Source organism: Paenibacillus thiaminolyticus (genome assembly GCF_003591545.1).
GTDB classification, from domain to species: domain Bacteria; phylum Bacillota; class Bacilli; order Paenibacillales; family Paenibacillaceae; genus Paenibacillus_B; species Paenibacillus_B thiaminolyticus_A.
The window spans coordinates 94,921-120,118 of the sequence record NZ_QYZD01000009.1 but is presented as its reverse complement, the minus strand read 5'-3'; the positions used below and the strand labels follow the sequence as shown (position 1 = coordinate 120,118).

Below are 25,198 nucleotides of genomic sequence, written 5' to 3'. Positions count from 1 at the left end.
CACTGCCACTCTTTCAGCCTCTGCAAAATCCTATCCTGGTTTTTACCGAGATAGGATTTTCTTATGTCTATAGCGACTCGTTGTAAACCTCCCCCCCTTTTTTATCGATGCGACTCGCCGCATATGTGACCCATCGCCCCCTTCCAGAATAGGATGCTCTAGGCGAATAACTATAGGGAGGATCCGAACGCTATGTATGATTACCCCATGTATCCGTATTACAGCATAATGACGAAGTGCAAGGAGCAGCCGATTACGTTCCCGCCCCAGCATCAAGATCAACAGCCGGGTTTGGAATATGTAATGTGTCCGCGACCGATCGCGGAGAATCCGGCCTATACCGGCAGCGGCAAGCTTCGGGATCGGGTTGTGCTCATTACGGGCGGAGACAGCGGCATTGGCCGGGCCGTGGCCATTGCTTCCGCCAAGGAAGGTGCGGCGGTCGCATTCGCTTACCTGTATGAAGAGGTCGATGCCCAGGAGACCAGTGCCCGGATCGAGGAGTTGGGAGGGTGCGTCCTGGCGATGAAAGCCGATCTGCGCAGCCGGGCCGCGTGCTGTGATATCGTGGAGCAGACGCTGCGCCGCTTCGGACGGCTCGATGTGCTGGTCAACAATATTGGTGTGCAGTATCCGCAGGATAGCCTGCTTGATATTACGGAGGAGCAGCTGGAGCAGACGTTCCGCACTAATATTTTCTCCTTCTTCTTCGTCACGCAGGCGGCGCTGCCCCATCTGAAGCCGGGCAGCTCGATTATCAATACCGCCTCGGTTACCGCTTACCGGGGCGAGAAGAACTTGATTGACTATTCATCGACGAAGGGAGCCATCGTATCCTTCACCCGCTCATTGTCTCTCTCGCTGGTCGATCAGGGCATTCGCGTCAACGCCGTCGCCCCGGGCCCGACCTGGACGCCGCTCACTCCGTCCAGCTTCTCCGCCGATCGGGTGGCGGTCTTCGGCTCGAATACGCCGATGAAGCGGGCCGCCCAGCCGTTCGAGCTCGCTCCCGCGTATATCTACCTGGCGAGCGATGACTCCCGCTACGTTACCGGCGAGACGATGCATGTCAACGGCGGCGCGTTCATTACCTCCTGACCCGGACCTCAGGGTGCAGGGCGGTTCACAGTACGGCCTCCGGCCAGTCTGCTGTTTGCCGGCGGCCGGCACAAGCCAAGCTAGGCCGCCCTTCTTCGCATGACTTGATAGATAACCTCGGAGAACACCAGCCCCATCGCGATCGCTCCCGAGATCATCGCCGCCTTGACCCCAAGCTGAACTGCGATGTCGTATTGATTCCCGACCGCATGCCGCATCGCATCATACGCCATGCCGCCGGGCACAAGCGGAATAATGCCGGAGACATTGAAAATAATGATCGGGGTCCGGTACTTCTTGGCGAAGACGTGGCTTATCATCGTCACGACGAAGGAGGCGATCAAGGTCGCCGGAATGGCATCGATCCCTGCCATGGTGAACGATAGGTAGACGAGCCACCCGATTAATCCGACGAAGCCGCACTGCACCAGATTTTTCGCGGGAACATTGAAAAGTATGCCGAAGGCGGCCGTCGCGAAAAAGCTGACCGCCAGTTGTTCGATGAAGCCCATTCCCATCCTCCTTCCGCTAGCCGATGGACAAGACGCATGCGATGCCGGCTCCGATCGCGAAGGCGGTCAGGAAGGCTTCCGCGCCCTTCGAGATGCCGGAGACAAGATGTCCGGCCATCAGATCCCGCACGGCATTCGTAATCAGCAGTCCGGGTACGAGCGGCATGACCGAGCCGATGATGATTTTATCCAATTCGCGCCCCAGCCCATAAGTGACGCATAGATAAGATACCGTCCCGATGGCGATCGATGCCAGGAACTCGGCGATAAACTTGATGCGTACCAGCCCGTGCACGTACAGCAGCAGCGAGAAGCCGATGCCGCCCGCCAGCATCGCCGGCACGAATTCCGGCCAGCCGCCCCGGAACATAATGGCGAAGCAGCCGCTAGATATCGTCGCCGCGGCGATTTGCAGCCATAGCGGATAGGCCAGCCGGGCCTTATCGATTCGCTGCAGCAAGCGCAGCGCCTCTGCCGCCGGAAGCCCGTCGCCGCTAATCTTCCGCGATATATTGTTGACGAGCGTCACCTTCTTCAAATCGGTCGACCGCTCCTCAATGCGGAACAACCGCGTCGCCGTCGCGGAGCCGTCGATGGCGAAGATGATGCCGGTCGGCGTCACGAAGCTGTGACTGTTCTCGTATCCGTAAGCAGCCGCAATCCGCCTCATCGTGTCTTCTACCCGGTACGTCTCACCGCCGCACTGAAGCATAATTTTCCCCGCGAGAAGACATACCTGAGTCACCTCGTAGCTTGCACTCGGCTGTGCGCTCATTCCTTCACTCCCCATACTGGCCATCTGCGCTTTCATTGATGAGTCGCTTGGGCCATCCGCGATGTCCATTCGCAAAAAGGAGAGCCATCGCTCTCCTTCTCTGTCATTCTGCCTATAGTGTAACCGACGCCTCCTGGTTTAGTCCAGATGAGGAAAATGCAGCCCCTGACAGGCAACCCGTCTCCTAGCTGCGGTACACATTGTGATGCCATTCCTGATGAAGGAACGGGCCGTCACAATTCCGCACCGCTTCGTCTGTGCATGCTCCTCGAAGGCGGTGTCGATAAGCATCGCCTTGCCGTTCTCAATCAGGGCCGTAATATTGTAACCGTAATGCCTGTCCGGGCGCGGCTCGAACATGTAGAGAACGATGCCGTCCGCAATCTGGTGCTTCTCCATAGGGACCTCCTGTGTCGAGATAATGATCCTTGTTCAACACCCCTACTATAAAAGAAAATGACTGACAACTATATGTCAGCCATGATACGACAACCACATCTCATAAATATATTGTTCTACGGCATTTCTAACCTGGGGAGGATCGACGACCGTACAGCTTGCCGAAGAAGCCAATGATGAACTTCAAGGGACCTTCTTCATACGAAAAATAATCCGTGACAATAAAATGACTCTCTTCGGTTCTCGTTATCGACTCCTTCGGGACATGCTCCGTCAGTTGGTCTCCGATGCGGGCTCATGCTCAAATTTCAACACCATATCGTTGAAATGCGCGTTCTTCCCGAACAGCACGTTCAAACTGTTCGCGACGGCCAGGAACGTCGCGGCCTCCCCTTCATTCAGGAACAGATTGGAGACTTGATAATTCTCCATCAGGTAGCAGCCTCCGCCCGGGCCGCCGAGGGCCGCGATCGGACCCCGGCCTCGCCCAGCTTGGCGATATCCCGGTAAATGGTGCGAAGAGAGACCTCGAAGTGTTCGGCCAGCTCCTGGCCCGTCACCTTGCCCCGCTGCGCGATGATTAGCAGCATAGAGAGCAGCCGATCGACTCTCATGAGCCGATCGACTCCTTCCGCTCGGGCACCAGCGGCTCCTGCTCTTCCTCAGGCGGGAGATCCTTGGTGAAGCGCGCTTCGATCTTCTTGCTCACCCATAGCGAAGCGGCAAGGAACAAGACGACGTAAATAATTTGAACCGGATGATGAACGAACCGCATGAGGTCATGTCCAATGTAAGAGACCGCGAACACCATAATCGCCTTGCCGAGCGTGACCGCAATGAAGAAGGAGCGGATGCGCATCCGGGCGATCGCCGAGACCATATTGATGATGACGAACGGGCCTACCGGAAAAATACTGAGCAAGAACACATAGCTGAACGCATTGCGCCGCACCCAGAGCAAGCTTTTCTTCACCTTGGGCTTCTGCGCGTAGCGCTGAAAATAACGATGTCCGGCGATGGAACGGACGATGAGGAACGTAACCATGCATCCAGCAATCATGCCGAGCCAGGAATAGAAGAACCCCAGCCACAGCCCGTACACAGCGGCATTGACGCCGACGATTACGATCGTCGGCAGCGGGGGAATGAACGACTTCATGAAGGTCAGCAGAATACCGGGCAGCGGACCGAACGAGCGGAACTGCTCCAGCAGATTCCTGAGGTTCTCCTCCGTCACGTAAGACATGATATTCGATAACTCCATATTTTGTATGCACCAACTTCTATTCAGCTTGATGGGACAGAGCCAAGCTATCCGCTTCGCCACTTATCCTCCGCCTTAGCATAGCATAAATATCAGGCCAGGAGATTACCGATCCGCGCTGCCATCAATTGTTCAATAATGGAACAGGGACGCCCCGTTGAAGGGCGTCCCTTAATCAGACTTAGGGCCGCTTCCTAACGAGCGGCGGCACTTCCCAATAGATCAGCATCCGCCAGAGCCATTCCAACGCCCCATAGGAAAAGAAGCGCAGCCACACGCAGCTGAATACAATCTGAACAGCATAGATGGTCATAAGCTACCATGCCGCCCACCTCGAGCGAATGGTATATATCAGGATTGAACTTGCAGAATGAGATGAATTCCATTCGGATCCACGGTTCGAACCGTGCCCGCTTCCTCCTCAACTGGCGCATGTAGCTGACGCAGCCGTTCCACGGTCTGCTTCCGTGTCTCCTCGTCCGGCAGCATGAGCGTGAACCATTTTAAGCCTGCGCTATCCTTGTTAGGAGCGGACGCCCCCGCACTATGCCATGTATTCAAGCCAATATGATGATGGTATTTGCCGGTCGAGATGAACAACGCTTGCCGGCCGTAACGGGCGACGGTCTCGAAGCCCAGCCCCCGGCCGTAAAATTCCTCCGTCTTCTCCAGATCGGATACCTGCAAATGAATGTGTCCGATGATCGTGCCGCTTGGCATCGCCTTCCACGGACGACCGGTCGCTTCATGCAGCAGGCTGTCGGCCTGCAGTGCAACGGTCGCCATGCCGACCTGGCCCTCGTTCCAGCTCCATGTATCCGGCGAGCGATCGGCATAAATCTCGATGCCGTTGCCTTCCGGATCGGCCAGATAGAGCGCTTCACTCACATAGTGATCCGATGCTCCCTGGAGACGGTACCCAATCTGGATGAAGTATTGAAGAATATCGGCCAGATCAGATCGGCTCGGGAGCAAGAACGCAATATGGTACAGCCCGGTCTTGCCCGGGTGCCTAGGCTCGATCGTATCCGGCTGCTCCAGCGTGACGAGAGGCGTCACGCCATCCGCCGTCAATACGGCGCTGGCGCCGGATTGTTCGAGCACCTTGAAGCCGAGAATATCACGGTAGAACAAGAGCGAGCGTTCCAGACTCTCGACGGCCAGTTGAACATGCCCGACATAAGTAGACGGGTAACGATGAAAATTCATATGCTTGTTCCCCCTTCAGGCCCTAAGCCTGTTCATGCGCTCGGCTTACTGCCGAACAATAGACGATCAAGCGACCATGTATTCCCTGGCGACAGGACGAAATATACCGCCATAACAAAGTAGGCCAAATCCAGTTCATAGCCCGCCATTTCCGGACTGCCGGTAAAGCCTGCCGCGAACTTCACCTTCACCATCGCCCCAGCCATAATAATAATGAACAGGGCCGCAAAAAGGCGGGTGCCTAGGCCAAGAATAAGAGCGATACCACCGATGATCTCAATCAGGGCAACGGCATAAGCCGCAAATCCAGGCAACCCCAGACTCTCGAAGAATCCCATCGTATTGCCAATGCCGCCCTGGAACTTCTGAAAGCCGTGAATAAGAAACGCTACCCCCAAAAAGATCCTTAACAGCAGAGCACCTATTTCGTGAAGTTTCGTCATTTCCGAATACACATCCTTTAATTTTAGAATAAATGCAACCTGGCGCTGCCATCACCACGGTTACTAATTACAAGTAAATATAAATTAGTCAATCGATATTGTCAAGTAATTATATTTTTTTGGGAAAGATGCTTATTTCCGCTCACCAGTGCTATAATAGAAGAGTAGAGGTGATGGAACATGAACGGAACATCCAGTGAACGATGCCCCCGCTTCGACAAAGCGATGAGCATTTTGAGCCAACGTTGGACAGGGCTTATCATCCATCAATTGCTGGCAGGCCCGCAACGCTTCTGCACGATGGAATCGGCAATCGCTATTAGCGGACGGGTCTTGTCCGAACGATTGAAGGATCTTGAGCGCGAAGGCATCGTGCGTCGCGAAGTATATCCCGACACGCCGGTGCGCATTGAATATTCTTTGACAGAGAAGGGACACGCACTCGAACCGATCATTCGAGACATTGAAGCTTGGGCCGCGCAATGGATCGAGCTATAGCCCACCGCTGCGCTGCGCCTTGTTGCCGATAACATCAAAGCCGGATCTCCTGCGGGAGAATCCGGCTTTGTTCGCTTGCGCGCCTATGAATGGCTACGGCGTCGGCTTCTTTGTAAGCTGCTCTTGTGCGAGTCGAATCATCTCCCGCACCATCGTGCCGCCAATCCGGCCCCCGACGCGCCCTGCCGACTCCGTCGACAACTCTCCGTTGTCTCCCGGCTGCAGCGGCACGCCCAACGTCTTGGCAACCTCGTACTTAACGTCGTCCGGCCGGTTCGGATCAACGGCGAAGCCTTCCTGCCGCATCACTTCCGCCTTGAACGCATTGACGCCCTGCTCTGCTCCGTTCACGAGCAGCCTTCTTCGGTTCCTGCGGGCCATCATCCTGCCTCCTTGCCAGTATAAAGTATGAATCCTTCATACAATGGCCCGGAAGCGGCCAAATTATGTGCCTTGTTCGCCCTCTCCCTCCTGCCCGCCCATAGCAGTCTCCACACGGCAGCGCCGGGCTCCGGCCTTACTACGCGGAATGCAGCCTTATTTTCGTAATGAACATACCCGCGTGATCGTCTTTGCCGGTAAATGTGTCCAGATGTTATCTTCTCCCTTACGCTTTTCGCTACCTTCGTCGGCCGAAGGCCCAAGAAGATCAAGTGCGGCAAGAGTGGTAGCGGATGAAAATCGGTGACGGCATTATTGCAAATGCTGTGGGAACGAATACGAGGCATGCTCTCAAGAAATGATAAGTTCGACAGACTCTCCGATGATTCAACATGGGCGTTCCAAACATAAACAATTGGCAAGCGATGGGTATATGTCTTTCAGCAGCGTGAGAATGTGTCCTTCGTTCATCGGTGTGGTAGTATGGGAAAAGGGAGTACATACCATTGTTTGAGGTGAAGTATCGTGAAAAATGAAATTATTCAACGATTTACAACCTATGCCAAAGTAGACACCCAATCGAATGATGACAGCCAGACATGCCCGTCGACACCGGGGCAACTGGATCTGGCCCGCTTGCTGGTGGAAGAACTGCAAGCGATCGGCATGCAGGAGGTTACTCTGGATGAGAACGGTTATGTCATGGCCACGCTGCCGGCCAATACGGACCAGGACATCCCTACGATCGGGTTCCTCTCCCATCTGGATACGGCGACGGATTTCACCGGAGCCAACGTCAACCCGCAGATCGTGGATAATTATGACGGGAATGCAATCGTCTTGAATGAGGCGCTCCAGGTCGTGCTGTCGCCGGCTGATTTCCCGGAATTGGCCAATTACAAGGGCCATACGCTGATTACGACGGACGGGACGACGCTGCTCGGCGCGGATGACAAGGCAGGCATTGCCGAGATTATGACCGCGATGGCTTATCTTCTCCAACATCCAGAGATCAAGCATGGCAAGGTGCGGGTCGCCTTCACCCCGGACGAGGAGATCGGGCGGGGGCCTCATCGCTTCGATGTCGCCGCCTTCGGCGCCAAGTACGCCTATACCGTGGACGGCGGCCCGCTCGGCGAGCTCGAATACGAGAGCTTCAACGCGGCACAAGCGAAGATTACGGTCAAGGGGACGAATGTCCACCCCGGATCGGCGAAGGGCAAGATGATCAATTCGGCCAAAATCGCTATGGAGCTGAATAACCGGCTTCCGGTCGATGAAGCCCCTGAATTCACCGACGGCTATGACGGCTTCTATCATCTCATCTCCATCCAGGGAGATGTGGAGCAGACCGATCTGCGTTATATCATCCGCGACTTCGATAAGGCCAACTTCGAAGCCCGCAAAGCGAAGCTCGAAGCAATCGTGAAGGAGCTTCAGGGCAAATTCGGTGAAAAAAGCATCATTCTCGACATGAAAGACCAATACTACAACATGAAAGATAAGATCGAGCCAGTCAAGCATATTGTCGATATCGCCTACCAGGCGATGAAGCAGGTCGGCCTCGAGCCGATCATTACCCCGATTCGAGGCGGCACGGACGGCTCGCAGCTCTCCTATATGGGGCTGCCGACACCGAATATTTTCACCGGCGGAGAGAACTACCACGGCAAGTTCGAGTACGTCTCGGCTGATAATATGGTGAAGGCGACAGAGGTCATTATCGAGATTATCAAGCTGTATGAGCAGCAGGCTGCCCAATAAAGCATGAAAAAGGGGCTATCCCGTATCTGATATGCTCCCCTTACGGCAGACAGGTGAAATAATAAAACCTGTGTAAGGGGAGCTTATTAATCTGTCACCGTTCGTGACGATGGGATAGCCCCTTGCTGTGCAGGCCGGCCTTGCGGCCCGGTCAGGCTGCTGTCATGGCGCGCCTCAACAATGCATATGACGCGCCGCTTCCTTCCAGGGAACGCTGTAACCCTGCCCTTTGGCGCAGAAGATAGAGGCTGAGGTGTAGAGCGGATCCGCGTCTTTATTGTACGCCTTTGCCTCCATAATCTCCTCGGCATTATGGCAGCGCTCATATCCACCGAAGCGCAGCTGCAGCATTCCCTTGCCCTGGGTAAAGGCGGCTAGCTCGGCGCTGTAATTCATAAAGGTGCTCACAGGCGCCTTGCCCGTTATCACGACCTGCTCTCCGGCGAACTCTGGCGGATCGAATCGGCCTGACGCCTTCTGGATATCGGTCATGACACGTCCCATATGCTCGGACGCGACCTTCACCTTCACCTCATAGTACGGTTCGAGCAGCACATTGTCCGCCTGCTCCAGACCTTGACGGAGCGCCCGGTAGGCCGCCTCGCGGAAATCGCCGCCGCTCGTGTGCTTATTATGGGCCCGGCCCTTCGTCAGCGTCATCATGACATCGGTGACGGGGGAGCCGGTCAGCAGACCATGGTGATCCCGTTCCAGCAAATACTGCTCAATGACATGCTGATAGTTGACGGTCAGCACGTCAGGGTGGCACTCGTTCCGGAATACGATCCCGCTGCCTCTCGCACCGGGCTCCAGCCGAAGATGTACCTCCGCGTAATGCCCGAGCGGTTCGAAATGCCCGCATCCTGCAACCGCCGAAGCAATCGTCTCCTTGTACAAAATGTCCGGGGTCCCGAAGGAGACGTCGATACCGAACCGCTCCTTGACCAGCCGCTCCAGCACCTCCAGCTGAATGACGCCCATCACATGAATATGAATCTCCTGCAGCGCCTCATCCCACTGAACCTGAAGCGAAGGATCTTCGGCATCGAGCAGGCGGAAGCAGTGGAGCACCTCCTTCACATGGAGCGAAGGCGGAAAGATGACCTTCGACGTCAGCATGGGCACCATCTCGTATGCCACCCGATCGTTCAGCCCGCCCAAGCCTTCCCCCGCTGCCGCAGCCGACAAACCGGTAACAGCGCAGATATGGCCGGCCTCCGCCCGCTCGGCATTGTCATATTTGCGGCCGTTAACTATTCTTATCGAGGTCACCTTCTCGGCGATCCGGTCCGGTCCGGCGCCATAGCGGATCTCGTCCCTGACCTGCAAGGATCCGGCCATTACCTTCAGATGGGTAACGCGGGTGCCGTTCCCGTCATGGCGGATCTTGTATACCCGGGCCGCGAACGGCTGATCGTTCAGGCCGCCCCCCGGAGTGAAGGCATCCACCAGCTGCAGCAGATCGGTTACGCCCACATCCTGCAGGGCGGATCCTGCGGCGCAGGGGAACAGGCGATGCGTCCGGATCAGGTCGGCCGCCGCGTTCCGCCATATATCCCGATCATATTCATCCTCCATGTAACGGACGAGCAATTCCTCATCGCGTTCGGCCAGAAAAGTAATCAGCCCATCGTCCCATTCCGCTTCGCCGCAGACAGAGGTCAAATCCACCGCGTCCGGCGTCAGTTGGGCACGAATATCGTCCAGCACCCGCCCGGCATCCGCTCCGATCCGATCCGTCTTGTTGATGAAAAAGAAGACCGGCACCCGGTGTCTGTCCAGCAGCTGCCAGACGGTCTCCGTATGGCCCTGCACACCCTCCACCGCGCTGACGACGACAATCGCGGCATCCATCACCTGTATGGCCCGCTCCATCTCGGCGGAGAAATCGACGTGCCCCGGGGTGTCGATCAACGTGTAGATACTGCCATTGTATGTCATCACCGCCTGATCGGCGAAGATCGTAATGCCCCGTTCCTTCTCGATCTCATGACTGTCCATGTAGGCGTCCCGGTTATCGACCCGCCCCCGGCTCCGAATGCTGCGGGTATGGTACAGCAACTGCTCGGCCAGCGTCGTCTTCCCTGCGTCTACATGGGCAAATATGCCGATTGTTCTATACATCCTGACACCTCTCGTAGCGGATTCATTGATTGTTATGCTTTCATGTCACGCATGTTCCATCGCCAAAGAGCTGTTCCCATCATAGCACAGAGATCATGGAGGCATCACGGGTCGCTACTGATATGCCGGCGTCCGTCCGTTCTTCTATATAGCGGGCTCAACAGGCGGGCTGCGGCTGGACTTCGGCAAAAGCCCCTAACACAAGCGCACCGCAATATACTAGAATGCTGGATGAATGAAAGCCTCCAGCCGCTCCTTCTAAAGAAGATGGGTGGCGGTAATGCATCTCCGGCATCGCGAATCATTCGGCCGCATTCTTCCCCTTCCGTATTGGATGATATTTACATCGAGGCGAATTCGCGTTATTATCTTATTACGTAATTACGTGAAATAATAAAAAGGTTGTGAGAACATGGGGAACCGGGATTACGGAGCGGAGCTCGATGCATTGCAGTCCCAACTGAGTGAGATCCAACAGCTCGTGAAGCAGCTTGCTGACCTACAATCGGAGGTGGAGATTCATATCGAGCAGGGAGACCTCGGTTCAGAAGGCACGCCAAGTCACCCGAGCGAAGAAGAGGAAGCCGGGGGTATCCTGTACTCCGGCCGCTATCGGGGAGAGAATGGAAGCTGCCGATGGACGCCGCAGGAGAGAACGGTCCGGCAGCTGCTCGATCTGGACGGGGAGAAGGCGGCCAAGATGTTGGCCGCCCTCGGGCATAAGCAGCGAATCGATATTCTCAAATCCGTGTTTGCCGCTCCACTTACCGGAGCCGAGCTGGTCGAACAGCTCCATATGGGCACAACCGGCCAGTTGTACCACCATCTGAAGGCGCTGCAGGGAGCTGATCTGCTTGTCCAAGAGGAACGGGGCGGCACGTATGCCATCCCTCCCTACCGCGCCCTTCCCCTTCTTCTGCTATGGGCCGCCGCTTCTGAACTGCTCGATGCGAGCGACTTTATCGCCCTGACCGAAGCCCGGAACAATGCAGGCAACTATTTAGGAAGCAATCAGAATGGATACGACCCGCTCCATCTGGTAGCGGCGCTCATCGAGAATTCGGTCCTGGAACACCAAGCCGGTCACTGCAGCGAATTGCATCTCTTCATGCACGATGACGGCAGCGTAACCATCGCCGACAACGGCCGGGGCATCCCGGTTCAGGCCTTCGCCCCCGCAGACAAGACGCCGCTGCAGGCGATTCTTACCGAAATCGGCCGCACCAGCCCAAGCGCCTTCATTACGGCGCCCGGCGCCGAGCACAGAATCAATGCCGCCGTCGTCAACGCGCTCTCGCACAGGCTGACGGTCGATATTCGCCGCGACGGCAGCATATTCCGGCAGGACTTCAAGCATGGAATCCCCCAGACCGGATTATTGACGGTAGGGGCGACACGGGAGACCGGCACAAGCATCACCTTCCTGCCGGATCGGGATCTCTTCCGCCTTCCTGTGTCACCGGAAGCTCTGAGCCGGTATACCCGCTCCGTCTCCGAGGCGAACCCCGGCCTGAGCATCCGGCTTCATCGGAACGAATCCCGGTAAGCCTGACTGCGGCCGGCCCCCTCTAGCAGGAGGGGGCTTCCCCTGTGGTTCATAGGGGCACGTCCACTTGCAGAATGCGCTTTGCCCGGAGCCGGACTCCAAAGGACAAGCGTGTAACCCCGAACCAGTATAAGGAGAGCTCAGTGCTAACCCTGACGAAGGATGGCTTGGAGTAATTCCGCGACAGTAACTCCGCCCATTTGCTCAGCAACCTTATCTGCCTTGGTTTTCCTGCGGATCGATCCGACAAGGACAATTTCTACAGCCTGATTACGATCGAGCAGGACAGAGTCGACTTGCAGGGCATTGGTCAACAAACCAACGATGACCGCAATTTGTTGCGGGGACAGCTTGGGACCGGCGTTCGTTTTTCTTTTGTTATTGCGATTGTTACTCCCACTCTTCGCCACGGATGTCACCATCCATCTTAAATTATAATCGTTTCCAGCCTACCTCCACCTTCTCCGACTCCAAGGCCTATAAATAGTGAAGTGAACACAACAATAAGCACAATCGCGGTAATGGTTCTCACCGTCTCATCTTTATCCAAGAAGAACCCTCCTCTCGCATGAAGGTGGTTACTTCATCATATGACGATAACGCTCCCGCGTACCGGATATCCGGCAATTTAGCGAGTTTGTCCGGCAGCAAATCGCCCCTCCCTGCAGGTGCGCCGTTCACCAGTAGGTTCCGCAACGCGCTCCTGCATAATCCCGACTCCTGCCCGCCGGATCGCCCGCAAGACTTCGATGAGTTGGCAGGGCTGGTCATATCCGGGGAACTGGCTGACCAGGAGCGGATCGTCGCGATCTCCAAAGCGAACTGGCAAGGGCCGAGAACCTGGGCGTCCAAGCATCGCAATACGATCGTCATGCCAGCGAAGCCATTGTAGAAGAAAAGAGACCGCGTTCCGCTGCGGGTCTCTCAGTCTGTCCGGCTCCCTTCGGGTTAACCGTCCCCTTCTTGCCGGTTAACGGTTCAGCACGATGCCGTAATTCCGTTCCAGGTACTTATGTATCCGTTGAAAATCGGCATGCGTCAATTGCTTCAGACGCTTATGCTTCAGCTCTTTCCCCAAAATAATCCCGATCGTCTCAGCAGCAAGCGCGGTGTTCGGCATAATGCGGGCCGTGCCGTACGCTTTGATCGTCGACCCGACATTTTTGCCGACGACGAGCACGTTCTCATAGGACTTCAATTGGAAGGAGCGCAGCGGCATGCCGTACCGGTTCGGTGTGCCGAAGCCGATTCCTTTGGGAATCGCCCGCACCGCCTGCAGATCGACTGAATAGCCGCCGATGCTGACATTGTCCCAGAACATTCTGCCTGACATCACGTCCGGATAGTCCAAAATATAATCCGTCTCGAAGCGGTTATAATCCCGAATATATAAATAATCGGGGAACCCGTCCAATTCGGCGTTCTTATATCCGGGAATATGCTCTTGCAAAAATTTCAGAATATGCAGCGCCTCGGCCTTCCCCTTCTCGACGGCGGAACGAACCGATTCCGGATTCGCCGGATCGACGTTGAAGATAAGCAGCGCATTCATAATCACTTGACCGTTCCGCTGGTAGGTGGAATTGATGCCGCGAAAAGTCAGCTGATCATCCTTCGGCTTATATTGAAAGGTCAGATTGCTGAAGCCCGTTGCCGTATTCCAATCGACATATGTATTCGGACCATACTTCTTCTGCACATTGGTCAGCGGATAATCAAGCAGCACCTGCTGGTGCAGTTCGTTCCAGTCTACGTTATTGAACCTCAGCATCAGGGTCGCGGCCATATGATCCGGCTTTTTGCTCTTATGAATGCTCTCCATGCCGGGAATCCGCTTCACTTCCAGCTTGCCCGTCAAGGGGTTGAAATCGGTATTTTCCACGAAATATTCCGCTTCCGCCTTATACTGCTTGCCCTCCTTCGTCCGGTACGTCAGCGATCGGATCGCCTTCTCTTTCCCCCGGGGAACGACATCTACCGCCTCGATGCGGATGCTGCTTTGAATCGGAATATTTTTGCTGACCGATTGGAAATAGCGGTCGAACTCTTCTTCCTTGCGAATGGTGCCTGCGTTATAGCCATTGAATAATCTCCGAATCTCGCCCTGCACGAGGCTGCGCCTCTGATTATCATTCGGCTGGTCGAGTACGATCATCTGGCCTTGAATCAGCTCGCCTCCCGGCTTGCTGCGCGGATCGAGGATGATCACCTTCAGCCCGAGATCGCGGGCGGCCTTCGCCAAGAGCACCCCCTGAATCTCGCTGCCGATAACGACAACGTCGTAACGGGTGCAGCCCGTTCCGCAGGAAGACTTCGCCGGGGCGGCAGCCGCTCCCGCAGGAGGGACTGATGCGGCGACGAGGACCGCAGCGAACAACAACATCATGCACCGGATGAAGATGGTGCGGCTCTGTGACTGTTTCATTCTCGTGTACGTTGCTCCTCCTACTGAAATTTTTCATATTCTATAACAACATATCTTTCCTTGGTAAAGGTTACAAAGAAACAAGTTCCGCTTGCCGGCGAGGTCAAGGCTTGACTTCCCCTTCCGCACGGTGAAATAGTAATAGTAATTCTAGGGGAGGCGGTATCAAAATGACTCAATCGATGACAGAGCTTTACCGATTGGCGGAGGAGCAGATCCAAGAGTATGAACTGGAGCCCGCGGCCCGGCAGTTGATGGCGGTCTGCAGGCAGGGAATCCGCCTGGATATTGGCGTGCCAGATGACGAAGCGGCCCGGGGCCGTTCCCGCGTCGGCGGCAGTCCCGATCTCCCGCCGCAGGCCGAGTGGCCGCTGACAGCGGATGGGGAGCCGATGACCTTCCTGGCCCAGCTCAACCTGGAGCAGCTCGCCGCCTGCGATTCGTTGAAGCGGCTGCCTGTGCGGGGCATGCTCTATTTCTTCATCGGCATCGATGAGCCCGCGTACGATATCGAGCACCGGGTTATCTATGCGGCATCCGCCGATGGCCTGGAGCGGCGGGGGCCTGGCGGGGCTACCGCGCTCGGCGAGGATTTCGATTCCTTCGATGCGCTTGCCCGCCCCACGCTGGAGTTCCCTAACTATGCTTATGTTGATGAGGATATGGTGTCCTTCGATGACGATTCATATGATCGGTATCTTGATTTCGTCCTGGAGATGTCCTCGGCGGGAGAAGCTTCGGAGAATTGGGGCTCGATGTTCGGCTTCGCGGAAGGCCAGCATGGGGATGATGAGATCGAGGCCGCTTGCGCGCTGATTCTGCGACAGGAGTACGGGTATGACCCCACTCAAGCGATGAAAGCGCTGGCCGCCCACTACGGAGGGGACGCCGAGCGAGCCCGGCGCGAGGTGGACGATATCGTCATGCTGCTGGAGATCGACAGCTCGGATGCCGTCGGCTTCCAATGGTGGGATTGCGGAGTCCTGCATTTCTTCATTCGCGGAGAAGACTTGCGGAACGGCCGCTTCGACCGCACCTATTGCTCGCTGTATTCGAGCTGACGGAACCTGCCCGAACCGCTCAGGAAGCCAGCCGCGCGCAGGCCGGCGGCATCAGCCGCTGACCTGCCCTGCCCCTTCCCGTTGCCGTCATGTGAGCCAGTCCGGAATTACACACGTTCCAGCAGGCTGGCTACATATTGATCGAGGCGCTCCCGCATCAGCCGATCGGACAGCCCCTCCACCCCGAGATCGGTCCAGCCCCGGTAGACGGATGGCGGTTCGAAGAGGATGTCCATCAGCGAGACGAGATCCCAGTACGGGTCATAGCGGAACGCGGATCCGGCGTGCCTGATGTAAGCGGACAAAAAGGCATCTGCCGCCTGCACGCCATGCAGCATCGCGAGATTGAGGCGGCAATGGCCGACATCGATGCCCGCCGGACCCAGGCACCCGTTCACCCAATCGACGACACCGCTGACCTTACCGCCCTGCCACAGCACATTGGCCGGATGGTAATCGCGGTGGATGAAGCGCGTCGCAGCATCTGGGCGCGAACCGCCCGCGATGCGGATCGCCTCGTCCCACCGTTCGGGAATGGCCGACCACTCCTGCCTCGTGATTGCACCAATATCGATGTATGTATAGTAATTCCAAGGGAAGCCAGCCGACTCCACCGCATGAATCTGCGCCAGCGCTTCCGCCAGACCGTTCACCCAGCCGTCTGTATCGCGCGGCTCAAGCACAACCGCCCCTTCCAGGCGGGTCATCAGCACGGCCGGCATGCCGCATTCCCGGCCCGTCTCGTCGTAAGCCACCATGCGCGGCGTCGGCAAGCTGCCGATGCGGGCGGCCTGACCGAGGCATTCCGCTTCGTGGCGAGCCAGATCTGGCTCATCCTCCAGCCATTCCGCATTATCGAACAGGCGCACGACGACATCGATTTCTCCGTCGTGAGCAGGGGAACGAAGCGTGACTTGATGAAGCAACGACGAGATGCCGCCCTCCAAGCGTCGGATCGACCGTACGGCCGCTTGCGGATGGACGGCTTGCGCTACCCAGGCCAGCACGCGGTCCGGCAGGTCATGTTCGGCGGTTCGGTTCATCGTTTCCATTCCTTTCCTGATAGGTTACGAATTATTTTACCATGTCTATTGAATCCTTGGGATCGGTTACACGTTTTCACTCGGTCGCAGACCCTCCGTGGATTGACAATGGTAGTACAATAAAGAGTGGCATTATGATCAATCTATTTCATAGACCGTAGATAGCAGATTTTATAAGATTGAAGGGATAGTACAGATGAAATCCATGCTAGACAAAGTGTTCAACCAGTATTGGAGCCCTTATGCCGCCATGGGCATTGCCGGCATTCTGAGCGCAGTGTACTTCGGGATCACCGGGACCGTATGGGCGGTCACCGGCGAATTCACCCGGCTGGGCGGCCATATCCTGCAGATGCTCGGCGTCGATATTTCCGATTGGGCTTACTTTAATCTGGTTCATATGAACGGAACGACATGGAGCCGGACGGACGGCTGGATTGTATGGGGCATGTTCATCGGCGCGCTCATGATGATCTTGTTCAGCAACAATTTCAAAATACGCGCTCCGCGGCAGAAGCGCCGCTTCGTCCAGGGGCTGATCGGCGGCATCATCGCAGGGGCGGGCGCGCGGCTGGCGCTGGGCTGCAACCTGGCAGCCTTCTTCACCGGCGTTCCCCAATTCTCGCTCCATTCCTGGATCTTCATCGTGGCGACGGGAGCGGGTACGTATCTTGGCACGAAGGCCGTCAACACCTCCTGGTGGAAGGGCAAGCCTGCCTTGCAGCGAGGCGGTGCAGCGGCGCGTCCCGCCAAGACCCGGAAGATTCAGCCGTATGTCGGCGGCCTGATAGCGCTGCTGTATGCGGGACTGATCGTCTATTTCTTCCTTGCCGGCCGCACGATGCTGGGCGTGGCTGCGATATTCGGCGCCGCCTTCGGCATTCTGATCGAGAGAGGTCAGATCTGCTTCACGTCCGCCTTCCGCGACCTGTGGATTAGCGGCCGCGCGACGATGACGAAGGCGATCACGGCCGGGATGGCGGTCAGCTCCGTGGCGACCCTCATCATCATTCTCGTGTATGGCATGGAGCCGATCACGAAGATTGCCGCGCCGAGCACCTTCGTCGGCGGCGCCCTGTTCGGCCTCGGCATCGTCATGGCGGGCGGCTGCGAGACCGGCATGATGTACCGCCTTATGGAAGGACAGGTCGTCTTCCTGCCGGTATTTATCGGCAACATTATCGGGGCGACCGGACTGGCCTATGCGTGGGATCATCTCGGCGTATACAACCTGCTCGTGAAGAGCGGTTCGCCGATTAATCTGATTGACCTCATGGGGCCTGCCGCCGCACTTATCGCGACGCTGCTTCTGCTGGGCATCGGCTTCATTATCGCCGTGTATTGGCAGAAAAACTACCGCTTCGGCGTCGGATTCAATTACAAGAAAGGAGCTTGACTTATGACTGTCGATTTCACGTTGGATCTGCGAGGAGAACCATGCCCGTATCCGGTGATTTACACGCTGGAGACGCTGCAAGGGATGAAGAAAGGCCAACTGCTGCAAGTCATCGCCGACTGTCCGGCCGCCTTCCGCAACGTGCCGGAGGAAGTCGTCAAGCACGGCTACACGATGGCTCAGGAGCCTGTGCGGAACGGTCAAGAGTTCACGTTCTATATTACCGCTTAATTGGCATCGGGAGAGCCGGCCTGCAGCGAGTGCAGCCGGGCCGACGACAGGAAGGGCGCACCGCTTGGCGGTGCGCCCTTATCGTGTCCTATGAGGCCATCAATGCGAGATGGCGGAATCGATGCCGGCCAGATGCTTCCGTCTGGCGGCCAGGAACAGCACGCCGAGCAGCACCATGGAGGCGCCGAACACGAACAGCACCATCGGATTGAACCATTCGGCCAGCTTCCCGGCGAGCCAAGGGGAGACGGCGCCCCCCATGAACCGGACGAAGCTGTAGGCAGCGGAGGCGACCGGCCGTTCGACCGGCGCCGATTCCATGAAGGCCGTCGTATTCACCCCAATCCCCATAAATGAAATCACACAAGTAAAAGCAACGACCCATACGGACAGCGGCTGGTTGAACGTACCGGATCGCTTCTTCAACTCCTCATATTGAGTCGCAGAAGACATCAACTCTCCAACCTCCATCCTCATGTTGAACGGACCAGACGGTCCATCCTGCGCTCCCTGCCTGATCGGCAGGCACAAAAAAAACCGTCCTTCTGCCAAGCGTTTGGTAACGGCCAATCTAGTTGTATAATGCAACTATAGTCTACTTGTAGTACACAACTTCTTAGCACCCTGTCAATATCCCCTTCGAGAAACGTGTTGAATTCGGTTGTATGAATCAAGTAAAGTAACAGGTAGAAGCTTGCATGCGAAAGGGTGAGAAACCGATGGAAGAGAAGCAACTGGCCGAGATCTACTTTCAGCTCTCCACACTCGTTCGCCACGCCACTTCCTCAGGTATTGATAAAAAACTGAGAATTTTGGAACGCTCCGCCTATCTGCTCCTGCATGAGCTGTCTACCCGCGGCCCGCTCGGCGTCAAAGCGCTGGCCGATCATTTCCGGCTCGATATCTCCACGATTAGCCGTCAGACCGCGGGACTGGAAGCCAAGGGATATATCCGGCGTCTGCCTGATCCGACAGATGGCCGCTCCAGTTTTCTCGAGATTACGGAATCGGGCATGCACGAGCTTGAACGCACGAAGCGGATTCGGGTGGAACGGCTGACCCGTTTTTTGCAGGAATGGTCTCCAGAGGAATGTCATACCCTGCATCATTTGCTCGTAAAGCTGAACCATTCCCTGCGGATGGGTGACGATCCCGGCATTGACGATGGCTTGAGCATTCATCCTGCCTTATTGCCTGCAGAAGGAGGCGCCTGCACGCATGACGACGGTCAATCATAAGCAGCCGGGCATCATTATTTCGCTGATTACGGCGGTATGTCTGCTCGGGAACTTGATGCTCTATGTCGTGATGCCGATTCGGTGACAGGAGTTCGGGCTGTCCTCCTTGTGGGAGGTTGGCATTCTGCTGTCGGTCAATCGGCTGGTGCGGCTTCCGCTCAACCCGCTGATTGGCTGGCTCTACCGCAAAATGTCCAAGCGGGCGGGCATCCTGCTTGCCGTATTGCTTGCCTCCGTGACGACGGCATCGTACGGGTTGGCAGGGAGCTTCTGGCTCTTAATACTGATACGCTCAGTGTGGGGGGGGCTCGCATGGAGCTTTCTGCGTCTTGGGGGCTATTTCACGAGTATTGAGCTGTCGGACAAAACGAACCGGGGACGAATCATGGGCGGCGCGCAAACCGGTGGAAGTTGGATGAAGCAGTGAAATGCTGCGTGGATGCATCAATTTCTACTTTTTAAGTCGCTATTTGATGAAATTCCTGCAAAAGTACATGATGTTCATCGATTTTTGTCTTTTATCGATTGGATAGTCAGAAATTGGTGCCCTTTTGCAGGATTCCCTGTAACGGAGTACACGTCAAAAAGGAAAAGATGTATTATTGCAGTTTTTCGGCGAGTCGAGCTTTGAAAATCAGGGGGGGGCTGTCTCACTGTAGTGAAACTACTTTTGGGACACCCCCTTTTTCACATTCCCGAATGGGGATTAGTTAATCATCTGCTTCACCAGCTCGCGATTGCGCTGCTTGAACAAGTCGTTGTGCGAAGAGACCATCCCGTAGCCATTCGCATCCGGCTGAATAAATTGCTTCGCCTTGTTCACCGCGTTGGCCGCATCCTGGAAGGCGCCCGCGATCAGATGCAGCTTGCCTTCATGATGCAAAATATCGCCTGCCGCATACAAGCCGGGAATGGAGGACTCGCTGTTCGCATTGCCTTTGACATAGAAATTGTCCACCATCTCAATGTTCAGTTCGCTATTGCCGAGCAAGGCATTATCCCGCTCATAGCCATGATTGATGATCACTTCATCGATGGCTAGGCCCGTCACCTCTCCAGTCGAGTGGTTGGTCAGCTCCACACGCTCGATTACTTCATGATTGGCGCTGGCAATCAGCTTCGTAATCGTCGTATTGAAATAGCATTCCACGGAGCTGTTCTTCAATTGGGTCACCTGCGCTTCATGACCTGACAGCTCTTCCTTGCGATAGGTTAGGTATACCTTCTTCGCGATAGGCTCCAACTCATTGGCCCAATCGATCGCCGCGTTCCCGCCGCCCGAGATGATGACCGTCTTACCCTTGAAATGCCGTAGTGACTTGACCGTATAATTCAGATTTGATACCTCGAACCGTTCGGCACCTTCGATCTCCAGCTTCTGCGGAGTGAGGATCCCGCCGCCGATCGCAGCGATGACCGTCTTCGAATAATGCTGTCTGCCGGAAGCCGCATGAAGCACGAACAGGCCGTCTTCATTTTTGGAAATGGATACGATCTTCTCATTCAGCACCACTTCCGGATCGAAGGTTAACCCTTGCTTCACCATCTGCTCAATTAATTGAGCCCCGGGAACTGGCGTCACCCCGCCGACATCCCAGATCATTTTCTCCGGGTAGACATGGACCTTGCCGCCCAGACGGGGCTGGTACTCGATTAGCTTCGTCTTCATCTCTCGCAAACCGCTATAGAAGGCCGAGAACAGTCCTGCCGGGCCTCCGCCAATTATCGTTACATCAAAGCATTCGTGCTGCGTCAATCCGCTCACTCCCGCATCGTATTCTAATTGCAATTGATTATCATTATCAACCAGTAGTATACAGATCTTGCCTACCCAATACAAGCGAAAACTATTGACAGTTGAAAAGAAGGCAAACTATAGTAAGATCATACTCGACGCTGATAATCATTATCAATAATTATTCTATTTTATTCTATGGAGGTTGCATCATGGCTCGCCTATATACCGAAGCCTTAAATATTGGCTATGGTGAACGTCTCATTGTGAAAAATCTGAGCGTCACGATTCCCGACAAAAAAATTACCACCATTATCGGCTCGAACGGCTGCGGGAAATCAACCTTGCTGAAAGCGATCACCCGCATCATTTCCCATCAATCGGGCTCCGTCATTCTGGACGGCAAAAATATCGCAAGCGAGAATACGAAGCTGCTGGCGAAGAAGATGGCGATACTCCCCCAATCCCCGGAAAGCGCGAGCGGATTGACGGTCGGAGAGCTGGTCTCCTATGGCCGCTTCCCATATCAGAAAGGGTTCGGGCGCCTGACCAAAAAAGACCTCGACGTCATCGACTGGGCGCTGGAGGTCACCGGCACGAAGGAGTTCAAGCACCGCACGGTCGATGCGCTCTCCGGCGGCCAGCGCCAGCGCGTCTGGATTGCGATGGCCTTGGCGCAGGAGACGGATATCATTTTCCTCGATGAGCCGACCACCTATCTCGATATGGCGCACCAGCTGGAAGTGCTGGAGTTGCTGCAGAAATTGAACCACGAGCAAGAGCGCACGATTGTCATGGTGCTTCATGACTTGAATCAAGCGGCCCGCTTCGCCGACTACATGATTGCGATGAAGGACGGGCATATCGTCAAGGCCGGAGACTGCGAAGAGGTCATGCACCACGACGTGCTGAAGCAAGTGTTCCATATCGATGCCGAGATCGGCCGCGATCCGCGAACCGACAAGCCGATGTGCGTCACCTATAACCTGGCTACCGTGTAGAAGAAGGAGAACATTTAAGATGAAAAAAGCAATTATCCCGTTTATTCTGCTCTGCCTGCTGCTGGCTACCGCCTGCGGCAACGGATCAAATAACAACGGCGGCCCCGGCGCCGCAGACGCTCAACCGGAGACAAACGGCTCAAGCACGATTACGTATCAATCGGAGAACGGACCCGTCGAGGTGCCCGCTCATCCGGAGCGCGTGGTCGTCTTGTCCACCTTCGCGGGCAATGTTATGGCCCTGGACGTCAATCTTGTCGGCGTGGACTCCTGGTCGAAAATGAATCCGCGCTTCGAAGAGAAATTGAAGGACGTCCAGGAAGTGTCCGATGAGAACCTGGAGAAAATCATCGAGATGCAGCCCGATCTTATCATCGGTCTGTCCAACATCAAAAATATCGATAAATTGAAGCAAATTGCTCCTACTGTCACCTTCACGTATGGCAAAGTGGATTATTTGACCCAGCATACCGAAATTGGCAAGGTGCTGAACAAGGAGAAGGAAGCGCAGGACTGGGTGGACGATTTCAAGAAGCGGACGCAGCAAGCCGGCGAAGAGATTCAGGCAAAGATCGGCAAGGATGCCACCGTCTCAGTTCTGGAGAAGTTCGACAAGCAGATCTACGTCTTCGGCGATAACTGGGGACGCGGCACCGAGATCCTGTACCAGGCAATGCATCTGAATATGCCGGACAAGGTTAAGGAAATGGCGCTCAAGGACGGTTATTATGCCGTGTCGCTGGAAGTGCTGCCCGACTTTGCGGGCGACTATGTCATCCTGAGCAAGAACGGCGATGCCGACAATTCATTCCAGAACACGGATACGTATAAAAATATTCCTGCGGTGAAGAACAACCGGCTGTTCGAGGTCAATGCGAAGGAATTCTACTTCAATGACCCGTTAACGCTTGATTTCCAACTGGACTTCTTCCGCAAGAGCTTCCTTGGACAATAATGCGAGAAAAGGGCTTTGTTCCGAGAATCTATTGCCGTGTATCTATTGCCGTGAATCTATTACAGAAAAGATGAGAGATCAATGATGAAGGAAACGAAACGCTCCTCCCCCTTTACGTACAAATGGCTGGCCGGATTGCTGTTCTTCGCCTCCACGTTCCTCGTCGCTATGCGGTTCGGCGCAGCCGACACAACACTGAAGGATGTCTGGCTGGCCCTGACGTCCCGCGCCACGGATGAGCATATTGCGCTGATCCGGGAGATCCGGCTGCCGCGGGAGATTGCGGCGGCGGCCGTCGGAGCGGCCTTGGCCGTAGCCGGCGCCATTATGCAGGGCATGACGAGGAATCCGCTGGCCGATCCTGGACTGCTCGGGCTTACGTCGGGCGCTAATGCCGCCTTGGCCATCGCCATCGCGCTCCTCCCGGGAGCCGGATACTTGACGATGGTGGCGGCTTGCTTCCTCGGAGCGGCGGCAGGCGCCGGGATGGTGTTCGGGATCGGCGCCCTGCGCAGGGGCGGCTTCTCCCCGCTGCGGATGGTGCTGGCCGGCGCGGCCGTCTCCGCGCTGCTGTATGCGATCGCCGAAGGAGTAGCCCTTTATTTTAAAATAGCGAAGGATGTGTCGATGTGGACCGCCGGCGGCTTGATCGGCATGTCTTGGATACAGCTGCAAGCGGTGGGGCCGTTCATTGCCCTCGGCATTGTCATTGCCCTGCTGCTGGCCAGACAGCTTACCATTCTTAGCTTGAATGAGCAGGTGGCGGTCGGACTGGGGCAGAAGACGAACCGCATCAAGGCGCTCTTGTTCGTCGTCATCGTCTTGCTCGCCGGAGCCTCCGTCGCTCTGGTCGGCAATCTGACCTTCATCGGCCTGATGATCCCTCATATCGTGCGTGCCGTCGTCGGGACCGATTACCGCTATGTGCTGCCAATGTCGGCCATTATGGGCGCATCCTTCATGCTGCTCGCCGACACGTTGGGACGAACCATCCATGCGCCGTATGAGACGCCGGTCGCGGCGATTGTCGCCATCGTCGGCCTGCCCTTCTTCCTGTTCATCGTACATAAGGGAGGGAAGGCATTCTCATGATCGAACCTGCACTCCGAATCAGACAGCGCCTCATCGTATCCAGCCTGCTGGCCCTTATCGTGATCACGATCGTTATCGGCATGGGGATGGGCTATGCCTCCCTGTCTTACGACAGATTGATCCCGACGATTCTCGGGCAAGGCAGCTTCAAGGAGGAGTTTGTCTTATTTTCCGTTCGTCTGCCGCGCATTCTCATCACGCTGCTGGCCGGGATGGGTCTGGCGCTGTCCGGTGCGATACTGCAAGGCATCACCCGCAATGATCTGGCCGATCCGGGCATTATCGGCATCAACTCGGGTGCCGGTGTTGGTGTGGCCGTGTTCTTTTTATTCTTTCCGGTGAATGCCGGCTCGTTCGTATACATGCTCCCGCTGGTCGCGTTCGCGGGCGCGCTGCTTACCGCGTGCTGCATCTATCTGTTCTCTTACAAGAGACAGCAAGGCTTGCAGCCAATTCGGCTCGTCCTGACCGGTGTCGGCTTCTCCATGGCGCTGTCCGGGGTTATGATCGTCCTGATCTCGTCGGCGGAACGCGCCAAGGTCGACTTTATCGCCAAATGGCTCGCGGGGAACATATGGGGAACGGACTGGCCGTTCATCGGGGCGCTTCTCCCCTGGCTGATCATCCTGATCCCGTTCACGCTGTACAAGGCGAACCGCCTGAATGTGCTCGCCCTTAGCGAGCCTGTCGCCATCGGGCTCGGCATGCCGCTGAACAAGGAGCGGCTCATCCTGCTGTTCACCGCAGTCGCGCTGGCCGCTTCGGCGGTCTCTGTCACCGGCGGCATCGCCTTCATCGGCCTGATGGCGCCCCATATCGCCAAAGCGATGGTCGGCCCGCGGCATCAGCTCTTCCTCCCCGTCGCCATTCTGATGGGCGGCTGGCTACTGCTGCTTGCCGATACGATCGGCCGCCAGCTGGCGGATCCCGACGGCATCGCGGCAGGCATCATGGTCGCCTTCATCGGCGCGCCATACTTCATCTATTTGCTGCTGAAGAAGTAGCTGC

At 56.2% G+C, this 25,198-nt stretch carries 31 protein-coding genes; 14 read left to right on the top strand and 17 right to left on the bottom strand.

What is annotated here, in order from left to right; genetic code table 11:
* Positions 1-192 precede the first annotated feature (192 nt).
* Positions 193-1,098, top strand: coding sequence for an SDR family oxidoreductase (locus DQX05_RS12405; RefSeq protein ID WP_119793934.1), 906 nt, complete (start codon positions 193-195; stop codon positions 1,096-1,098).
* Positions 1,099-1,178: 80 nt separating this feature from the next.
* On the opposite strand, the gene DQX05_RS12400 is transcribed toward DQX05_RS12405, so the two are convergent.
* From DQX05_RS12400 to DQX05_RS12365, 9 genes are all read right to left on the bottom strand, one after another.
* Entirely contained in the window at positions 1,179-1,610 is a 432-nt protein-coding gene (locus DQX05_RS12400) for a threonine/serine exporter family protein (RefSeq protein WP_119793932.1), read from the bottom strand.
* A gap of 16 nt (positions 1,611-1,626) precedes the next feature.
* A complete protein-coding gene (locus tag DQX05_RS12395) occupies positions 1,627-2,385 on the bottom strand; it encodes a threonine/serine exporter family protein (protein ID WP_119793985.1) in 759 nt (252 codons plus the stop codon).
* Positions 2,386-2,523: 138 nt separating this feature from the next.
* The gene (locus DQX05_RS12390; protein ID WP_119793930.1) at positions 2,524-2,784 is read right to left on the bottom strand and encodes a hypothetical protein; all 261 of its coding nucleotides are present in this window, start codon (positions 2,782-2,784) and stop codon (positions 2,524-2,526) included.
* 273 nt (positions 2,785-3,057) lie between these two features.
* On the bottom strand, positions 3,058-3,216 hold the full coding sequence (locus DQX05_RS31990; RefSeq protein ID WP_259391939.1) for a hypothetical protein: 159 nt from the start codon (positions 3,214-3,216) through the stop codon (positions 3,058-3,060).
* Positions 3,216-3,398 carry an HTH domain-containing protein gene (locus DQX05_RS31985; protein WP_259391938.1) on the bottom strand — a complete coding sequence of 61 codons (183 nt, stop codon included), beginning with the start codon at positions 3,396-3,398 and terminating at the stop codon, positions 3,216-3,218. The genes DQX05_RS31990 and DQX05_RS31985 overlap by 1 nt, the downstream gene beginning before the upstream one ends.
* Complete coding sequence (locus DQX05_RS12380; RefSeq protein ID WP_119793928.1) at positions 3,395-4,048, bottom strand: TVP38/TMEM64 family protein; 654 nt, start codon at positions 4,046-4,048, stop codon at positions 3,395-3,397. The genes DQX05_RS31985 and DQX05_RS12380 overlap by 4 nt, the downstream gene beginning before the upstream one ends.
* 181 nt (positions 4,049-4,229) lie before the next feature.
* Positions 4,230-4,361, bottom strand: coding sequence for a DUF418 domain-containing protein (locus DQX05_RS12375; protein ID WP_119793926.1), 132 nt, complete (start codon positions 4,359-4,361; stop codon positions 4,230-4,232).
* 38 nt (positions 4,362-4,399) lie between these two features.
* Positions 4,400-5,257 (bottom strand): VOC family protein, encoded by an 858-nt coding sequence (locus DQX05_RS12370; RefSeq protein ID WP_119793924.1) that lies wholly within the window; start codon positions 5,255-5,257, stop codon positions 4,400-4,402.
* 32 nt (positions 5,258-5,289) lie between these two features.
* The gene (locus tag DQX05_RS12365; RefSeq protein ID WP_119793922.1) at positions 5,290-5,700 is read right to left on the bottom strand and encodes a DoxX family protein; all 411 of its coding nucleotides are present in this window, start codon (positions 5,698-5,700) and stop codon (positions 5,290-5,292) included.
* A 180-nt stretch (positions 5,701-5,880) separates the two neighbouring features.
* On the opposite strand from DQX05_RS12365, the gene DQX05_RS12360 reads away from it, so the two are divergent.
* Positions 5,881-6,198 carry a winged helix-turn-helix transcriptional regulator gene (locus DQX05_RS12360; RefSeq protein WP_006678333.1) on the top strand — a complete coding sequence of 106 codons (318 nt, stop codon included), beginning with the start codon at positions 5,881-5,883 and terminating at the stop codon, positions 6,196-6,198.
* Between the two features lie 93 nt (positions 6,199-6,291).
* On the opposite strand, the gene DQX05_RS12355 is transcribed toward DQX05_RS12360, so the two are convergent.
* Positions 6,292-6,579: an alpha/beta-type small acid-soluble spore protein gene (locus DQX05_RS12355; RefSeq protein WP_087440376.1), complete on the bottom strand. Its 288-nt coding sequence runs from the start codon at positions 6,577-6,579 to the stop codon at positions 6,292-6,294.
* Between the two features lie 525 nt (positions 6,580-7,104).
* On the opposite strand from DQX05_RS12355, the gene pepT reads away from it, so the two are divergent.
* The gene (gene pepT / locus DQX05_RS12345) at positions 7,105-8,343 is read left to right on the top strand and encodes a peptidase T (RefSeq protein ID WP_119793919.1); all 1,239 of its coding nucleotides are present in this window, start codon (positions 7,105-7,107) and stop codon (positions 8,341-8,343) included.
* A gap of 174 nt (positions 8,344-8,517) precedes the next feature.
* On the opposite strand, the gene DQX05_RS12340 is transcribed toward pepT, so the two are convergent.
* Positions 8,518-10,467 (bottom strand): GTP-binding protein, encoded by a 1,950-nt coding sequence (locus DQX05_RS12340; RefSeq protein ID WP_119793918.1) that lies wholly within the window; start codon positions 10,465-10,467, stop codon positions 8,518-8,520.
* A gap of 412 nt (positions 10,468-10,879) precedes the next feature.
* Here DQX05_RS12340 and DQX05_RS12335 point away from each other — a divergent pair, with 412 nt between their 5' ends.
* Complete coding sequence (locus tag DQX05_RS12335; protein ID WP_119793917.1) at positions 10,880-12,013, top strand: ATP-binding protein; 1,134 nt, start codon at positions 10,880-10,882, stop codon at positions 12,011-12,013.
* 146 nt (positions 12,014-12,159) lie between these two features.
* Here the strand turns inward: DQX05_RS12335 and DQX05_RS12330 are convergent, their stop codons facing one another.
* Both DQX05_RS12330 and DQX05_RS31980 read right to left on the bottom strand, forming a co-directional pair.
* Positions 12,160-12,423 (bottom strand): hypothetical protein, encoded by a 264-nt coding sequence (locus DQX05_RS12330; protein ID WP_244194008.1) that lies wholly within the window; start codon positions 12,421-12,423, stop codon positions 12,160-12,162.
* A 17-nt stretch (positions 12,424-12,440) separates the two neighbouring features.
* A complete protein-coding gene (locus DQX05_RS31980; protein ID WP_259391937.1) occupies positions 12,441-12,563 on the bottom strand; it encodes a hypothetical protein in 123 nt (40 codons plus the stop codon).
* Positions 12,564-12,581: 18 nt separating this feature from the next.
* Here DQX05_RS31980 and DQX05_RS12325 point away from each other — a divergent pair, with 18 nt between their 5' ends.
* Complete coding sequence (locus tag DQX05_RS12325; RefSeq protein WP_119793916.1) at positions 12,582-12,905, top strand: kanamycin nucleotidyltransferase C-terminal domain-containing protein; 324 nt, start codon at positions 12,582-12,584, stop codon at positions 12,903-12,905.
* Positions 12,906-12,983: 78 nt separating this feature from the next.
* Here DQX05_RS12325 and DQX05_RS12320 read toward each other — a convergent pair whose 3' ends face one another.
* Positions 12,984-14,438, bottom strand: a complete 1,455-nt coding sequence (locus tag DQX05_RS12320) for an FAD-dependent oxidoreductase (RefSeq protein ID WP_119793915.1) — start codon at positions 14,436-14,438, stop codon at positions 12,984-12,986.
* A 170-nt stretch (positions 14,439-14,608) separates the two neighbouring features.
* Here DQX05_RS12320 and DQX05_RS12315 point away from each other — a divergent pair, with 170 nt between their 5' ends.
* Entirely contained in the window at positions 14,609-15,499 is an 891-nt protein-coding gene (locus DQX05_RS12315) for a YwqG family protein (RefSeq protein ID WP_119793914.1), read from the top strand.
* A 107-nt stretch (positions 15,500-15,606) separates the two neighbouring features.
* On the opposite strand, the gene DQX05_RS12310 is transcribed toward DQX05_RS12315, so the two are convergent.
* On the bottom strand, positions 15,607-16,542 hold the full coding sequence (locus DQX05_RS12310; protein ID WP_119793984.1) for a phosphotransferase family protein: 936 nt from the start codon (positions 16,540-16,542) through the stop codon (positions 15,607-15,609).
* Between the two features lie 196 nt (positions 16,543-16,738).
* On the opposite strand from DQX05_RS12310, the gene yedE reads away from it, so the two are divergent.
* The gene (gene yedE, locus DQX05_RS12305) at positions 16,739-17,938 is read left to right on the top strand and encodes a selenium metabolism membrane protein YedE/FdhT (RefSeq protein ID WP_119793913.1); all 1,200 of its coding nucleotides are present in this window, start codon (positions 16,739-16,741) and stop codon (positions 17,936-17,938) included.
* Positions 17,939-17,941: 3 nt separating this feature from the next.
* Complete coding sequence (gene yedF / locus DQX05_RS12300; RefSeq protein ID WP_087440365.1) at positions 17,942-18,169, top strand: sulfurtransferase-like selenium metabolism protein YedF; 228 nt, start codon at positions 17,942-17,944, stop codon at positions 18,167-18,169.
* Positions 18,170-18,268: 99 nt separating this feature from the next.
* Here the strand turns inward: yedF and DQX05_RS12295 are convergent, their stop codons facing one another.
* On the bottom strand, positions 18,269-18,622 hold the full coding sequence (locus DQX05_RS12295; RefSeq protein ID WP_182914721.1) for an MFS transporter: 354 nt from the start codon (positions 18,620-18,622) through the stop codon (positions 18,269-18,271).
* Between the two features lie 266 nt (positions 18,623-18,888).
* Between DQX05_RS12295 and DQX05_RS12290 the strand changes: the two genes are divergently transcribed.
* Positions 18,889-19,407, top strand: coding sequence for a MarR family winged helix-turn-helix transcriptional regulator (locus DQX05_RS12290; protein ID WP_259391936.1), 519 nt, complete (start codon positions 18,889-18,891; stop codon positions 19,405-19,407).
* Positions 19,408-19,513: 106 nt separating this feature from the next.
* Positions 19,514-19,834, top strand: a complete 321-nt coding sequence (locus tag DQX05_RS12285; protein WP_182914720.1) for an MFS transporter — start codon at positions 19,514-19,516, stop codon at positions 19,832-19,834.
* Between the two features lie 279 nt (positions 19,835-20,113).
* Here the strand turns inward: DQX05_RS12285 and DQX05_RS12280 are convergent, their stop codons facing one another.
* On the bottom strand, positions 20,114-21,163 hold the full coding sequence (locus DQX05_RS12280; protein ID WP_119793911.1) for an NAD(P)/FAD-dependent oxidoreductase: 1,050 nt from the start codon (positions 21,161-21,163) through the stop codon (positions 20,114-20,116).
* 191 nt (positions 21,164-21,354) lie between these two features.
* Between DQX05_RS12280 and DQX05_RS12275 the strand changes: the two genes are divergently transcribed.
* The 4 genes from DQX05_RS12275 (at position 21,355) to DQX05_RS12260 (ending at position 25,194) form a co-directional block, all read left to right on the top strand.
* Positions 21,355-22,143, top strand: coding sequence for an ABC transporter ATP-binding protein (locus DQX05_RS12275; RefSeq protein ID WP_119793909.1), 789 nt, complete (start codon positions 21,355-21,357; stop codon positions 22,141-22,143).
* Positions 22,144-22,162: 19 nt separating this feature from the next.
* The gene (locus DQX05_RS12270) at positions 22,163-23,098 is read left to right on the top strand and encodes an iron-hydroxamate ABC transporter substrate-binding protein (protein WP_119793907.1); all 936 of its coding nucleotides are present in this window, start codon (positions 22,163-22,165) and stop codon (positions 23,096-23,098) included.
* A gap of 81 nt (positions 23,099-23,179) precedes the next feature.
* Positions 23,180-24,190 carry a FecCD family ABC transporter permease gene (locus DQX05_RS12265; protein ID WP_119793906.1) on the top strand — a complete coding sequence of 337 codons (1,011 nt, stop codon included), beginning with the start codon at positions 23,180-23,182 and terminating at the stop codon, positions 24,188-24,190.
* Positions 24,187-25,194, top strand: coding sequence for a FecCD family ABC transporter permease (locus tag DQX05_RS12260; RefSeq protein ID WP_119793904.1), 1,008 nt, complete (start codon positions 24,187-24,189; stop codon positions 25,192-25,194). Before DQX05_RS12265 ends, DQX05_RS12260 begins: the two co-directional genes overlap by 4 nt.
* Positions 25,195-25,198 lie beyond the last annotated feature (4 nt).